Source organism: Protofrankia sp. Cj3 (assembly GCF_917627355.1).
GTDB lineage: Bacteria > Actinomycetota > Actinomycetes > Frankiales > Frankiaceae > Protofrankia.
On sequence record NZ_CAKJTR010000083.1, the window covers coordinates 5176 to 21031 of the forward strand.

The following is a 15856-nucleotide window of genomic DNA, read 5'->3' on the forward strand; positions in this document are numbered from 1 at the left end:
TCCGTGCACAGGATCTCCAAGCGGAGGTCCGCCGGGGTGGCGGGGCCGAGCAGTGCCCGCAACGCCACGGCGGGATCGGCGTCCGGTGACGGCAACGCCGTGCCCGCCCACCAGGTGTCCTCCAGGTCGAACCGGCCGATGCCCCCGCTGATCCTGGCGTTGTAGATCCAGTACTGCACCGCAGGGCCGTGCGGGACGAGCTGGGCCAGCCCCGGCGCGCGGAAGACGATCGACGTGGTGCGCCGCGCGTCGGTCGGACCCTGCATGGGGATGCCGAGGCACTGCCGGGTTGTGCTGTTGCCGCCGTCGCACCCGAGCACGTAGCGGGCGGTGATCCGGTGGACCGTGCCGTCCGGGGCCTCCACCTCCGCCACGACCTCCTCGGCGGACTCGGTGAGCCCGCGCAGCGCCCAGCCCAGCGCGAACGTGATGTCGGGCAGCTCGGCGACGACCTCCCGCAGCACGCGTTCGACGGCGGGCTGCGGGACTATCTGGCCGGGTTCGGCGACCACGTCCGTGCGCGCCGCCGAGAGGCCGAGGCAGTCGTCGAAGCGGGTGAACTCGGGTCCCAGCAGGCTGGTGGCGACCACGACCTGCTGGGACCAGGCGACCGGCAGTGCCGCCGCGGCCCGGATGCGGTCGGCGATCCCCCACCGGCGGAAGTGCTCCATGGTGCGGGCGCTGGTGGTCTTCGCCCTCGGCCGCAGGAACGAGACCTCCTGGCGCGGTTCGAGCACCACGCAGTCGATCCCCCGAGTGCCCAGTTCGGCGGCGGCCGCCAAGCCGACCGGGCCGCCGCCGACGATCAGGACCGATGTGGTCGTGGGCAGTGTCACCACTGGGTTCCTCCGCCTCTCAGGACAGCTGGTCGCCGGTGGCCCGGGGCAGCAGCCGGCGGGCGTTGCGGGTGGTCAGCTCGCGCCAGGTCTCGCGGTCGTCCGGCGGCGCGGCGGCATCGATGGACTCGATCTGGGTCAGCACGCCCTGGACCGGGAACCAGCAGTAGTCGCTGCCGTAAAGCATCCGCTCCGTGCCGAAGGCACCCGCGAGGGCGGGCACCTGGTCGGGGAACGGGGTACCGGCGATGTCGTACCAGAACCGGCCGAGCTGCTCGCGAACCGAGATGTCGGGCGGCCCGCCCAGGCCCTCGATGAACCCACACGACTGGTCCAGCCGAGCGGCCAGCAACGGGAGTGCGCCACCGCCGTGGGGGAAGATCCACGAGATGCCCGGGTAGCGGGACGCGACACCGTTGAACACCAGGTTCACCGCGGCCCGCGCGGAGTCGAAGATGAACTCGAGTACCGGCCGTGGCAGGCCGACCGTGATGGCCTCGTGCCGGGGCGGCGAGGTCGGGTGGACGAACACGATCGCCCGCCGTCGGTCGAGTTCGGCCCACAGAGACTCGAACAACGGGTCACCGAGGTAGCGGCCATGGCTGTTGGTCGACACAGTGAGCCCGTCGGCGCCCAATTCGTCGAGTGCGTACGCCGCCTCGGCGAGCGCACCCTCGACATCGGGCAGGGTCAGCGAGGCGAAGTGCCCGAACCGGGCTGGTCGCCGACGGCTCAGCTCAGCGCCGAACTCGTTGACCTCGCGCGTGAGCCGCCGCGCCGCGAGATCGTCGCCGAAGTGCGTGCCGGGCGTGACAAGTGACAGCATGGTCTTGCTGATCCCACCCCGGTCCATCAGGCCCAGGTGTTCCTCCTCGCTCCACCTGGGCCAGCCGGGCATGCCGTTGGGGTGTTCGTGGCCCGCGGCTCGTGCGGTGGCGACGTAGGACTCCGTCACGAAGTGCGCGTGCACGTCGACGAGTTCGTGGGCGGACCCCAGTGTCATGAGAGTTCGCCAGCGAGCGGCTTTCGGCCCACCACCGCACCGTTCGCCCCGGCCGCGTCGAATCGCAGGACAGGCACGTCGGTGAAGCCGGCGTCTTCGAGCCAGCCCCGGTACTCCGACTCCGCGTAGTTCTCACCGCCGGGCAGCCCGACAAGCATGTTCATCCCCATCAGCGCCGCGGCGGGCGGTCCGGTGCGTTCGTCGTTGAGCAGCAGTTCACACACCAGCACCACGCCACCGGGTGCCGCCGCGGTGAACGCCTTGTCCAGCAGCCGCCGGTTGGCCGCCTCGTCGTGGTCGTGCAGGACCGAGGTGAGCAGGGCGACGTCAAAGTCAGCAGGCAGCGCGGGGTCAGCCTGGAAATCTCCCGCGACGACGTCGATCCGGTCGCCCAGCCCGGCTTCGGCGACCTTCGCCTCGGCGATCTGCCGCACGTGCGGCAGATCGAACACGGTGGCCGTCAGGCCGGGATTGCGCTGGCACAGCTGGATCACGAACCCGCCGGAGCCACCACCCACGTCCAGCACCCGTTGGTGCGGCCCGAAGTCGTACACCTCGTCCAGCGCGCCCGCGGTGGCACCGGCCAGGGAGTGCATCGCGTCCCAGAACGTTTCCATGAGGACCGCGTCATCGGTGCTGAAGGCACCCTCCTGCTGTTCCGGGTCCCAGGTCACCGGACGGTTCGTTTGCAACGCGTCCAGGACCCGGTGCCAGTTCTCGTAGAGCTTGCGGTCGCAGAACCGCACGAACCCGCCGAAGTAGTGCGGCCGCCCGATGACCAGGTACTCCTCGGCGAGCGCGGAGTTCCGGTACCCATCACCGGATTTCTCCAGCAGGCCGAGCGACGCGCACGCGGCCAGCAGCAGCCGGGCCGGGCGGCCCTGCAGGTCCGCCGCCTCGGCGAACTCCTTGACCGTCATCGACGTGCCACCGGCGAGCTTGGTGAACAGCTCCAGTTCAAGCGCGGCGGAAAAGGTCTTGAAGCTGATGAACCCGTTGGCGAGTTCGAGCAGTTGGCGAGTTCGAGCAGTGGTACCTGGCTCAACGGCTGGCCCTTGTCGTTGATATTCATGATCACCTTTTCATCATGGGATATCGGTCGCCAACACGCGGTCGCTCTCGTGTATGTGCTCGGCAATCACATCCGCGTGTTCGCCCGCGCAGGTCAGTTCCAGCCGATGCGGGAACGAACGCACGAGGGGAGGCTCGGTAGCCCGGAAGTACAGGACGGAGCGGCCCCCTTCCTGTTCCTTCTCCAGCGGGTTGTAGCCCGCGCCATCAGCGACCAGCGCTCCCGAGCCGAGCAGCTGGCGACGCAGTTCCGCCAGCACGCGCTCAAGTCGGTCGACCATGATGGCGACATGTGACTCGTTCATGGACTGGCGCTCGCGGTCGGCCATGCCCTCGGGCAAGGCGCACCCATGCGCCGCCGTCGCGGCGAAGACCTCGATCTCCCTGCAGCCGAACAGATCCGTGTCGACAGCGCCACGCACGATACGCACGTCGAGGTCCTCCGGAGGTATCCGGTACCGTCGGCACAACCGGGACTTGACCACAACGCTGGGGACAGGCCGGGTCACCTCGAAACCATTGCACCGCAATGCCGAGACCACCTCCGAGATCGTCTCGGGGAACACCAGGAAGCCATAGTGGTCGAAGGTGCAGTGCTGGAGGTCGACACGCCCCAGCAGCGGGCCGTGAGTGTGTGCCGAGACCGCGTCGAGCACCTGCCCGACGGAGAACTGGTTGAGGATGGACCTGATCCGGACGACGCTGTCGACATCACGCTGGTCCATTTCCCGCTCCTCGTGTCAGGAACTCCTCCAGCGCCGCATTGAACGCCGAGCCGACGTTCTGCGTCGCGTGGCCGCCGGGGATGACCAGCCGCCGCCCGTCGAGCCGAGCCGCCAGGGCATCGCTGATCGCCTCGAACACCGGGCGCTGGCCACCACTGACGACGAGGGTGGGGATGGCTGCCGCGCGCAGCCGGTCCAGTGGCAGCTCGGCCTCCCACGGCCACCGCACCCGGTCCCGGGCGAGGCTGGCGGTGGTGCGTTGTCCCCCGGACAACACGTCCGGGTAAGGCGTACCGGGATCGATGAGGGCGAATATCGCCCGGAACAGTGCGTCGTCGGCGGCGGGCGGCCGTGCCAGCAGGGCGCGCATGGCCTGCTCGAACTCGTCGACCACCGGTGTCCCCCTGGCCACACCGCTGGCCGCGCTCTCGATCAGGGTGAGCGAGAGGACCGCGTCCGGGCGCTGGGCGGCGGCCAGCAGCGCTCCCACCGTGCCGTAGGACTGGGCCACCAGGTGGGCGCCGTCGCCGAGCAGCTCGGCGATCAGCTTGGCGTCCACCTCGAAGTCCTCGCGCTCGCTGGTGGCACTGCGCCCGTAGTTCAGCCTGCTCGGCATGACCAGCCGCCACCGGTCGGCGAGCGAGGCCTGGGTCAACCACGCCTGTTCGCCGCAGACCGCACCGCCGTGCACGAACAGGATCGGCGTGCCGCGGCCCAGCTCGACCACATGCATTCCACCGGGCCCGGTCACCTCGGTCCGCTCGACAGGTGTGGCCGTACCGGGGTGCAACAGGGGCCGCACCGTGGCCACCAGCGAGGCCACGGTCGGGTTGTCCAGGAACATCGCCAACGGCAAGGAGATCCCGAGCGCACCGGCGACGGCGTCCCGCAGCTCCACCGCGAGCAACGAGTCCAGGCCAAGGTTCTGCAAGGGTTCGGTGGGGGCCGGCCGCGACCCGGTACCACCGAGCACCGCCGCGACCTGCTCGAGGAGCAGTTCGTGCAGCCGGCGTCCGGCCTCGTCGTCCTGCCCTGTCTGGAAAGCGGCGCGCAGGGCCGAGCCCTCGGCAGTGATCGCGGTGGGCGCGGGCTGTGCCCGGCCGGCCGCCAGGATCGCGTCCTGGCTGGTCTTGCGCATCGAGACGCCGGTCAGCTCCAGCAGGCAGGTCCCGTCCTCGGTCAGGACCCGGAGGTCGCCGGTGACGGCCGACCCGGACTCCGCGCGGACCAACGCGTGGCACAGCAGGGGTTCGTCGCAGTGCCCGTGGCGGGAGAACCGCTCCAGCCCGGTCAGGATCAGCATCGTGGCGAGCGGGAGGGTGTCGTACACGCACGCGAAGACGAGCTGCAGGACGGAGTCGGTGAAGCCGGGGTGCAGCAGGTAGTCGTCGGCCTCCCCGGGCTCGGGCGCGCGCAGCCGGGCCAATACCTCACCCTTGCCGCAGCGCAGGTGGGTGATCCACCGCGCGGAGGACCCGAGGTATATCTTGCGTTTCCACAGTGCCCGGTAGAACTCCGCCCCCGAGAGGGTTGTGGTGCACCGGCGGCTGATGTCCTCGACACCGTCGGTGCCGATGGCGGGCGCCTGCCCCGGCTCCGCGGCGAAGGCGCCCTGGGCGTGCAGTGCCCACACCCCGTCGGGCTCCGGCTGGCTGTAGTAGCGGAACGGTGTGCGCCCGCCCACCGCCGGGTCGACGACCAGCATCGCCGTCCGGACGCCCTCCTCGGGCATCAGGAACGCCTGGGGCAGCGACAGATCCTCGATCCGGGTGCGCTCGAACCCGCGCAGCTGGGCGACCGCCGCCAGCACCGCCTCGACGTAACAGCCGGCGTTGACCACGGCGGCCCCGGCGCACACGCAGTCGCCGAGGCAGGGGTGCCGGTCGACGGAGAGCAGCGAGCAGAACTGCACGGCGTCAACCGGTGACGGGACGCGCTCCCCCAGCAGGGTCGCGCTCGCCGGTGCGCCCGGTCCGGCCACGACCGGCGCCAGCACGGGCCGAGTGGTGGGCTCGAACCAGTGCCGGTGCCGTTCGAAGGCGTAGGTCGGCAGGTCGACGACGCGGCGCGGCCGATGCTCGTCGACCCCACGCCAGTCGACCTTGACGCCGCGCACGAACAGCTCGCCCAGGCTCGCGAGCATCGTCCGCTCGTCCTCGCCGTCCCTGTTCAGTGACGACAGCAGGGTGACCCGGCCGGGCTCGACGATCTTGCCGGCCAGCGTGCACAGCGTGGCGGCGGGACCGATCTCCAGGAACACGGTGCACCCTCGGGACACCAGCTGTTCGACACCCGCCGCGAACCGCACCGGCTGGCGCGCGTGGTCGCGGAGGTAGCCGGCGGAGAAGGTGCCGGCCTCGGCCACCTGGCCGGTCAGGTTGGACACCAGCGGGATCCGGGGATCAGCGAAGGACACCTGCGCGGCACGCTGCTCGAACCTCTCAAGCGCCGGCTCCACCAGGGACGAGTGGAAGGCATGCGAGACCCGCAGGCGCGCACTCCGGACGCCCTCGGCCTTGAGCGCCTTGATCAGCTCGTCCAGCACCGCGTTCGGACCGGACACCACCACGTTGTCCGGTCCGTTGACCGCCGCGACGCACAGTCTGCCCTCGTACGGGGCCAGCGCGCGCTCGACGTGCCCGGGGCCGGCGAGCACCGCGACCATGCCGCCGCCCTCGGGTAGCTCCTGCATGAGCCTGCCCCGCTCGGCGATGAGGGCCAGCCCGTCGGCCAGGTCGAACACCCCTGCCACACACGCGGCGGCGTACTCACCGACGCTGTGCCCCAGCAGCGCCGCGGGCGCCACGCCCCACCGCCGCCACAGCCTGGCGAGCGCGTACTGCAGGCTGAACAAGGCGGGCTGGGCGTGGCGGGTCTGGTCCAGCGGGGTGTGCTCGTCGAACAGCACCGGCAGTAGCTCGCCGCCGAGGATGGCGTCACAGCGGTCGAGGTCGGCCTGGAACGAGGGCTGGGACCGGTACAGCGCGCGTCCCATCCCCGGGTACTGCGAACCTTGGCCGCTGAACAGGAACGCCACCTTCGGCCGCGCGCCGGGTGGTACGACGCCGGTGCGCACGTCCTGGTGCGGGGTGCCCTCGGCGTGTGCGGCCAGTGCGGCCCGTGCTGCTTCCGTGCTGTCGGCGAGCACGACCGCACGGTGGCCGAACCGCGCTCGCCCGTTGTTGGCGGTGTGCGCGACGTCGGCGAGTGAGTCGGTGGCGTCGAGGTGATCACGGTAGCGCGCGATGAGTGCCCGCAGGGCCTCGTCGCTGCGCGCGGACAGCGACACGAGGTGTGTGCCCCCCGCAGCGGACCCCGCAGCGGGGGGGTCCGAGCTCTCCTCCAGAATCAGGTGCGCGTTGGTGCCACTGGCCCCGAAGGAGCTGACCCCGGCGATCCTGGTGCCCTCCAGCCGAGCCCAGTCGGTCAGCTCGGTCGGGATCGTCACGCCGAGCTCCCCAAGAGGGATCCTCGGGTTGACCGTCGAGAGATGCAGCAGCGGCGGCAGCTGCCGGTGCCGCAGCGAGAGCACGGTCTTGATGAGCCCGGCGATCCCGGCCGCGGACTCCAGGTGGCCCATATTGGTCTTCACGGTGCCGATCGGCAGCGGGCGGTCCGGGTCGCGATCGGCGCACAGGACCGAGCTCAGCGCGTGGACCTCGATCGGGTCGCCCAGTGGCGTCCCGGTCCCGTGCGCCTCGACGTAACCGACCTGTGCCCCGCGCACCCCGGCGGCGCGCAGCGCGTCCCGGATGACCGCCTGCTGCGCCTGCCCGTTGGGGACGGTGATGCCGCCGCTGCGGCCGTCCTGGTTGACCGCGCTGCCCCGGATCACCGCCAGCACGCGGTCCCCGTTCGCGGTCGCCTCGGACAGCAGCTTCAGCACGACGACCCCGCAGCCCTCACCGCGGGCGTACCCGTCCGCGGTGTCGCTGAAGGTCTTGCACTGGCCGTCGGGCGCCAGCATGTTCGCCTTCGACATCGCGACGAACCAGTCCGAGGTGACCATGACGTTGACTCCCCCGGCCAACGCGGTCGAGCACTCGCCGGTGCGCAGGCTCTGGCAGGCCAGGTGCACGGCCACCAGCGAGGCCGAGCACGCGGTGTCCAGTGTCAGGCTGGGGCCGCGCAGGCCCAGCCAGTAGGACAACCGGCCCGCCGCGAACGGCGAGGTCATCCCCCCGGTCAGCCAGTAGGCGTCGATGTCGGTGGGGGGGCATTCCTTCAGCATCGCCTGGATGTACTCCGACCCGGTCACGCCGAGGAACACGCCGGTGCGGCTCTCCGCGAGCCCGTCCGGTGCCTGGCCCGCGTTCTCCAGTGCCTCCCAGGCGACCTCCAGGAACAGCCGTTGCTGCGGGTCCATCCGCGTGGCCTCGCGTGCGCTCACGCCGAAGAACCCGGCGTCGAAGGTGTCGATCTCGTCGAGCAGCCCGGCCCGTCGGACCGGCGGGAAGCCGGCCGGGTCCCAGCGGTCTGCGGGGATGTCCCTTGTCGCGTCCCGGCCGGTGCGCAGCAGGTCCCAGAACGCCGCAGGACTGTCCGCGTCCGGTAGCCGGCACGCCATGCCCACGATCGCGACCGGCTCGTCAGCGCGGTGGGCCGACCGCTCCAGCGCAGTGCGCAGTTCCCGGATCTCGGTCAGCGCGGCGCCGAGGACCGCCTTGTTGTCCGCCGCGCTCATCGGCGGCCTCGCAGGGCACGGGCGGCTTCGATCTCCACGAGCAGCTGGCGCAACACGTCCTCCTCGGTGTCCACGTCTGCATGCGGCGTGGCGGGCGGGCTCGGCTCGGCGGGCGGGCTCGGCACCTCGGCGACCGCCCTCGTGCGCTCGGCCAGGTGCGCGGCCAGCGCGGCCACGGTCGGGAAGTCGAACAGGGCCGTCGCGGGCAGCTCCCAGCCCAGTGCCGAGGACAGATCCCGTTGCAGCCGCAGCGCGAGCAGGGAGTCCATTCCCAGCTGGAAGAAACCCGCGCCGGGTTCGATCATGGCCGGGTCGAGGGCGAGGGTGCGCGCGGTGTGCTCGGTGACGAGGTCGAGCATGGTCTCGGCGTGCTCGCCCCGCAGACCCGGTGGGTCGCCGAGGTGGCTGGCCGGCGCGGCAGCGGGTTGGACGGCCGGCGCGGCAGCGGGTTGGACGGCCGGCGCGGCGGCGGGCCCGGCGGTGCGGGTCTTCGGCCAGTACCGCCGGCGCTGGAAGGCGTAGGTGGGCAGCTCGACCCGCCGCAGGTGGTGCTCGGCGGCGAGCGCCCGCCAGTCGGGCTCGGCCACGGTGGCCGGGGTGCCGCCGGTATGGAGCGAGTCCAGCCCGGCGAGCAGGCCGGCCCGGTCCGCCGCCAGTACCGCGGCGGTGTGCGCGAAGCGGGTCCGGGTGGTGGCCAGTGAGTACGCGACGTCGGCGACGCGGAGCTCCGGGTGGGCCACCAAGTGTGCACGCAACAGGCCCGCCTGGGCGCGCAACGCCTGGTCGTTGGTCGCCGACAGCACAACCGGCACGGGCGGGGCGGCGGGACCGGCCGGGGCACCGTCCGCCGGTTGCCCCGGCGCCTCTTCGAGCACCACGTGCGCGTTGGTCCCGCTCATGCCGAAGGCGGACACCGCCGCCCGGCGCGGCCGGCCGGCCGACGGCCACGGGCGGTGCTCAGTCAACAGCTCGATCGCCCCGGACTCCCACGCCACGTGGGGGCTCGCCGCCCGCACGTGCAAGGTCTTGGGCAGCACGCGGTTGCGCATCGCCAGGACGGCCTTGATGACGCCCGCGACACCCGCCGCGGCGACCGCGTGGCCGATGTTCGACTTGAGCGAGCCCAGCCATAGCGGCTGTGCCCGGTCCTGCCCGTAGGTCCGCAGCAACGCCTGTGCCTCGACCGGATCACCCAGCGGGGTGCCGGTCCCGTGTGCCTCGACCAGGTCCACCTCCTGCGGCCGCAGCCCGGCATCGTCGAGTGCCTGGCGGATGACCCGCTGCTGGGCGAGCCCGTTCGGCGCGGTCAGCCCGTTGCTGGCACCGTCGGAGTTGATCGCCGAGCCCCGCACGACGGCGAGCACCGGGTACCCCAGCACCTGCGCGTCGGACAGCCGGGCGAGCAGCAGGGTACCCACGCCCTCACTCCACGCGGTGCCGTCGGCACTGGCGGCGAACGATTTGCACCGGCCGTCCGGCGCCAGCATCCCCGGTTGCAGGCCGAACTCGGTGAACGATTCCGGGGTGGCCAGGACCGTCGCGCCGCCGGCCAGGGCCAGTGAGCACTCACCGGCACGCAGCGACCGGACCGCCAAGTGGAGCGCGACCAGCGAGGACGAGCACGCGGTGTCCACGGTCAGCGTGGGGCCTTCCAGCCCCAGCGCGTAGGCGATCCGGCCGGAGGCGATGCTGGTGGCCGAGCCGGTTATCCGGTGCCCGGCCATATCCTCGCCCAGCAGCGAACCGTAGTCCTGGGCGGAGGTGCCGATGAACACCCCAGTCTGGCTGCCGCGCAACGACTCCGGCACGATGCCCGCCCGTTCGAGTGCCTCCCACGCGGTCTCCAGCAGCAGGCGTTGCTGGGGGTCCATGGCCAGCGCCTCGCGGGGTGAGATGCCGAAGAACAGCGGGTCGAACCCGGCGCAGTCGCTGAGGAACCCGCCTTCCTTGAGCCCGGTGGCCGGGCTGAGGTCCCAGCCCCGGTCGGCGGGGAACTCCGAGATGGCGTCCCGGCCGTCCAGCACCAGCTGCCACAGCTGTTCCGGGGTTCCGGCGTCACCGGGGAACCGGCAGGCCATGCCGAGGATCGCGACCGGCTCGTCGGTGTGGCCAGCGGGTGCGGAGGTGGCGATCTCACGGTAGCTACCACGTAGTTCACCCACCAGGTACTCCGCCAGCGCCCGCGGTGTCGGGTGGTCGAACAGCAGGGTGGCGGGCACCGGCAGGCCGGTGACCGACGCGAGGCGCTCGCACAGCTCCACCGCGGTCATCGACTCGAGCCCGAGGTCGCGGAAGGCACGGCCGGCGGGCACGACGGCGCCCCCGTCATGCCCCAGCACCACCGCCGCCTCGGCGCACACGAGGTCCAGCACGGCCGCCAGGTCGGCCGACGGGCGTTCGGGAAGGGGCTGGGCCGGGTCGCGCGGTGGCCTCGGTTCCCCCTGCCGATCGCGCCACGAGGACAACGCTCGTCCCACCCGTGCTGCCGTGGCCGCGTCCAGGTCCAGCGCCTGCCCGAGCTCACCGGCCTCGACCAAGCGCCAGAAGGCCTCGGCCGCCGGATCGGGGCCGACCGGGGCCGGTACTGGTTCCGGCCAGAACCGCTTGCGCTGGAAGGCATAGGTCGGCAGGTCCACTCGCCGCGCGCCCGAGCCGGCGAAGACGGCGGGCCAGTTCACCGCCACGCCCGCCACGTGCGCCTGGGCGAGTGCGGTCAACAGTCGTGTCCGGTCGTGCGCGCCCAGCTCGACGACGACGTACCCGTCACCGGCCAGGGCTCGGCGGGTGCGCTCGTACTCCTCGGCATCGGCCACGGGGTGGTACGGCACCCGACAGGCGTCCGGGGTGACCGGGGCATGATCTTCCGCCGAGGTCACCGCCCTGGCGGCGTCCGCCAGGCTGAGCGCGCCCGCGACGGTGGCCGCCGCGATCCTGCCCTGCCCGTGCCCCACCACCGCGGCGGGCTCAACCCCTAGCGAACGCCACAGCTCGGCCAATGCCACCATCGCCGCCCACGAGACGATGTGCTCACGCTCCGGCGACACCGCTTCGTGTCCGCGAAGCACATCCAGGGGTGAGAAGTCGGTGAAGGGTGCCAGCGCCTGCGCGCACTCGCTCATGCGCGCGGTGAACACCGCCGATGACGTGAGCAGTTCCCCGCCCTGGCCTGCCCACCGCGAGTCCTCGCAGGGGAATACGAACACCGCCTCGGTCACTGTTTCGGCGACACCACGGGCCACCTCGGTGACCGCACCGTCGGCGACCAGCAGCACCGCTCGGTGCTCGAAGTCCGACCGCGTGGTCGCGAGTGACCAGCCGATGTCGACCGGCGGGCCGTCGAGGGACCGGATTCGCGCCAGCTGCGCCGCCAGCGAGGCCGATGACCTCGCCGACACCACCCATGGCACGACGGGCAGCCTCGACCGCCGCTTTCCCGGTGCCCGCACCGGAGGGGCCTGCTCCAGGATCACGTGCACGTTAGTGCCGCTCAGCCCGAACGAGGACACCCCGGCCCGGCGCGGCCGATCGACCATCGGCCACTCGAGCGCTGAGGTCAGCAGCTCGACTGAGCCGGCCGACCAATCCACATGGGACGACGGTTCGGTCACGTGCAGGGTCCTGGGCAGCAATCCGTTTCGCAGGGCCATCACCATCTTGATGACGCCGGCGACGCCCGCCGCTGCCTGCGTGTGCCCCAGGTTCGACTTGACCGAGCCCAGCAGCAACGGAGTGTCCCGGTCCTGCCCATACGTCGCCAGCAAAGCCTGCGCCTCGATCGGGTCGCCCAGCGTGGTCCCCGTGCCATGCGCCTCCACGGCGTCGACCTCCGCTGTGGACAGACCGGCGTTCGCGAGCGCCTGGCGGATCACCCGTTGCTGCGCCGGTCCGTTCGGCGCGGTCAGGCCGTTCGACGCGCCGTCGGAGTTGATCGCCGAACCCCGCACCACGGCGAGCACCTGGTGGTCACGGCGCCGCGCGTCGGACAACCGTTCCAGCACGAGCACTCCGACGCCCTCGGCGAACCCGGTACCGTCAGCGGAGTCGGCGAAGGCCTTGCACCGGCCGTCCGCGGCCAGGCCGCGCTGCCGGGAGAACTCCACGAAGCTGCTCGGTGTGGACATCACGCTCGCCCCACCGGCCAGTGCGAGGTCGCACTCGCCCTGACGCAGGGATTGCACGGCCAGGTGCATCGCCACGAGCGAGGACGAACAGGCCGTGTCCACCGTGAGCGTGGGCCCCTCGAACCCGAACGTGTAAGCCACCCGCCCGGAGGCCACGCTCGGCGCGGTCCCCGTGGTCTGGGAACCCTCGAACTCGCTGCCGAGCAACCGCGCGTAGTCGTTGAACATCACCCCGGAGAAGACACCGGTCTGGCTGCCCCGTAACGACTTCGGGTCGATCCCCGCGCCCTCCAGGGCCTTCCACGACGTCTCCAGCAGGAGCCGCTGCTGTGTGTCGGTCGCCAGTGCCTCCCGCGGTGACATCCCGAAGAAGGCCGGGTCGAACTCGCCCGCGTCGTGCAGAAACCCGCCCAGCCGGGTGAGCGAGGTCCCGGCGTGGCCGGGTTCGGGGTGGCAGAGCGCGGTCAGGTCCCAGCCGCGGTCGTGGGGGAACTCCGTGGCGACCTCCCCGCCGTCCAACAGCAGCTGCCACAGCTGCTCCGGTGAACGGACATCGCCGGGGAACCTGCACGCCATCCCCACGATCACCACGGGGTCCTCCCGGTCCGCGGGTTGTGCCCGCCCGGTCTCACGGTGGTCGTGCCGCGCACTCAGCAGGTGGGATACGACGGCCAGCGGGGTGGGGCAGTCGAAGACCAACGTGGTGTCCAGTGCCCTGCCGGTCGCCTCCGCCAGCCGTCTGCTCAGCAGGACGGCACCGGCGGAACTGATCCCGTAGTCGCGGAAGCTCTGCTCGGGCAAGATGGGCTTCTCGCAGTCCGCCACGGCACTCGCGTGCTCACGAACGAGGGACAACAGCTCCGGTGGTGCCAGTGCGGCGCCGCTCGCCTGAGGTCGGCGGCCGAGAACCTGCTCGACCAACCGCCTTCGCGCGAGCTTGCCGGTGGGGGTGTGCGGCATCCGCTCGACCACGACCAGCCCGAGCGGGATCTTGTAGGAGGCCACGCCACTGGCGGTCAACAGCTCGGTCACCTCGGCCAGCGTCACCTGCTCTCCGGGGTGAACCGCGACCACCACGCAGGGGTACTCGCCGAGGCGGTCATCCGGCAGGCCGATGACCGCCAGGTCCGACACCCCCGGCAGCTCGGCGAGCAGGTGCTCTATCTCCAGCGCGTTGAACTTCTCCCCGCCGACATTGATCCGTTCCACGGCCCGCCCGTGGAAGGTCAGCCGGCCCTCGCCGTCGATGGCGGCGAGGTCGCCGGTGCGCAGCCACCCATCACCGGCGAACGCGGCCTGGGTCAGCTCGGGTTCACCGAGGTAGCCGCGGAACTGGAAGGGGCTCCGGAAACGCAGCTCCCCGACCTGGCCGGGCTCGCAGTCGCGTTCGTCGGGTCCGACCACACGGGCCTCGCTGTGCTCGACCGGCAGCCCGATCCCATACCCCGACGTGCCCGCGCTCTCCCCTGGCAGCGTGGTCGCGCCCGCACCGAGCTCGGACATTCCCCACTGCACGGCCACCGCCGCGCCGGTCCGGCTCGACACCGCACGCGCCAGCCGCTCCGGTACGGGGGCCCCCGACGCACGCACCTGGCGCAGCCGCAACCGCCCGTCGGGGACGTGCCCGAGGATGTCCCGCAGTTGTGCCGGTACCGCGAACAGCACGGTCGGCGCGGTCTCGTCGGTCAGGCGCAGGAAGCGGTCCACGTCCCAGCCACCGCCGAACATGACCTGCCGGGCACCAACGGCCAGGCCCAGGTGCAGTGCGAGGAGCCCGAACATGTGGCTGAACGGGCTGGTGCTGAGGATGCGGTCCGTTGGAAGCACGCCGCCCCGGCCCACGATCGCCAGGGCGTTGGACAGCACCCCGTCGTGGGTGTGCACACAGATCTTCGGGCGCAGCGACGTCGTACCGGAGGTCGGCGCCAGTAGCAGCGGTGAATGCGGTTGCAGATCGAGGCGTACCGGCGGCGCACCCGCCCACTCGTGCTTGAGGTCCATCAGCGAACCGGGTGCGAGAAGGACGTGGCGTAATGAGGGGCACGCGGCCCGCAGCTTACGTGTCAGGCCGTCGATGTCCACACCGTGGCGCCTGCCACCGTCCGGCGACAGCACGGCAACGACCGGCCCGGCGGCACGCACGAGCCCTTCGAGCTCACGAACACCGTTGCTGCTGTGCAAAGGCAGGAAGACCGCACCGGCGATCGCCACCGCAAGGTGTACAACGAGGAAGTCCCAGGAGTTCGGCAGCTGGACGGCAACCACATCGCCCGACGTGACACCGAGCCCACGCAGCCCCCTGGCCACTGAGTTGCCCTCATCCCACAGATCCGACCAGGTCCGTTCACCCGAGCCGGCCGCGTGACCGGACCGGTCGTGAACCGCGATGGCAGCCGGGTCCTGGAGCACCGTCCGTTCGACCAGTGCGGGCAGTGTGTGGCCGACGAGTCCCGTGGCGGAGGCAGGAGTAATGTGGAAATCGTTTCCCGTGACCGCCACTACGCCCCCTGGTTTGGCCCGTCGTGCTCGGCCACATGAGGCGCGTGCCCGATTGTCGACAGATCGTAACTTCTATGGCGGAAAGCTGGAGTCTTATTCAGAACTCCCCGATCAAGATTTTTAGCAGAGTCCTGACCTGCGACGATGAATGATCTGAACCATCTGCACTGGGGGTTTTGAATAAGCCTCCTGGATTCGGTGTTCTGAAAATCGGAATCGGCCTTCAGAGCACTCGCCGAGGGTAGCCAGAAAAGCTGGTTTCTGGCCAGAGGGGCAGCCACCCGACTCCTCGGCATCAACATCGTCATCATCGGCCCCCAATTCACCACACCCGCCTGGTGGCCCGCAGCTAATAATCCCACCCTGCCCACCATCCACCTCGTCCACGTCAGCGGAATCAAGCGGTCAAGGCGACATGTCCGCTGCCAGTAGATCGCCGAATACTTCAAGCGGCGTCTGCCAGTTCAACGTTCAACGTTCAACGGTACGTATTCGGAAGTCCTGTGGGATCTTGGAGTCAACCTGCTGCAGCACAGGCACTCCCGCCCGACGACCCACGGGACTTCCGAATACGTACGTTCAACGTCTCCCGTGGCTTCTCATTCAACTGGGAAGTCAGGCTATCAAGATCTGCCTGCGAATGCAAGGATAAGTCGGCGCCCTTCGGGAAATACTGCCGGAGCAGATGATGTTGCACGAATCGATTGGGTCCACCGAGCCGGTTGACACCATATTGACCCAGGTCACAGGCGTGTCGGTGCGGAGTCGATCAGGTCAATGGAGATCGAAATTGTGGAGTGATTACAGCAGGCCCATGGGGTCAGCGGCCGACAACGTGGCCAGCGCGTTTTCAGTACGTGGAAACTCGGCTTTCAACAGCCGCCGGTGGCCTTCATGACCATGAGCGGGAGTCCTGG

The 15856-nt window shown here is 70.7% G+C and carries 6 protein-coding genes; all 6 read right to left on the reverse strand.

All coding sequences use genetic code 11. The features are described 5' to 3' along the window. Nucleotides 1–836, reverse strand: an 836-nt coding sequence (locus tag MJ783_RS13095) for an FAD-dependent monooxygenase (RefSeq protein WP_239310705.1), incomplete at its 3' end; no start/stop codon positions are given. A 19-nt stretch (nt 837–855) separates the two neighbouring features. Further along, on the reverse strand, nt 856–1839 hold the full coding sequence (locus MJ783_RS13100; RefSeq protein WP_239310706.1) for an amidohydrolase family protein: 984 nt from the start codon (nt 1837–1839) through the stop codon (nt 856–858). Beyond that, the gene (locus MJ783_RS13105) at nt 1836–2852 is read right to left on the reverse strand and encodes an acetylserotonin O-methyltransferase (protein ID WP_255724409.1); all 1017 of its coding nucleotides are present in this window, start codon (nt 2850–2852) and stop codon (nt 1836–1838) included. The genes MJ783_RS13100 and MJ783_RS13105 overlap by 4 nt, the downstream gene beginning before the upstream one ends. Nucleotides 2853–2924: 72 nt before the next feature. Continuing rightward, entirely contained in the window at nt 2925–3635 is a 711-nt protein-coding gene (locus MJ783_RS13110; protein WP_239310707.1) for a hypothetical protein, read from the reverse strand. Further along, nucleotides 3622–8319: a type I polyketide synthase gene (locus tag MJ783_RS13115; protein ID WP_239310708.1), complete on the reverse strand. Its 4698-nt coding sequence runs from the start codon at nt 8317–8319 to the stop codon at nt 3622–3624. Before MJ783_RS13115 ends, MJ783_RS13110 begins: the two co-directional genes overlap by 14 nt. After that, nucleotides 8316–14939 (reverse strand): type I polyketide synthase, encoded by a 6624-nt coding sequence (locus MJ783_RS13120; RefSeq protein ID WP_305039493.1) that lies wholly within the window; start codon nt 14937–14939, stop codon nt 8316–8318. The genes MJ783_RS13115 and MJ783_RS13120 overlap by 4 nt, the downstream gene beginning before the upstream one ends. Nucleotides 14940–15856 lie beyond the last annotated feature (917 nt).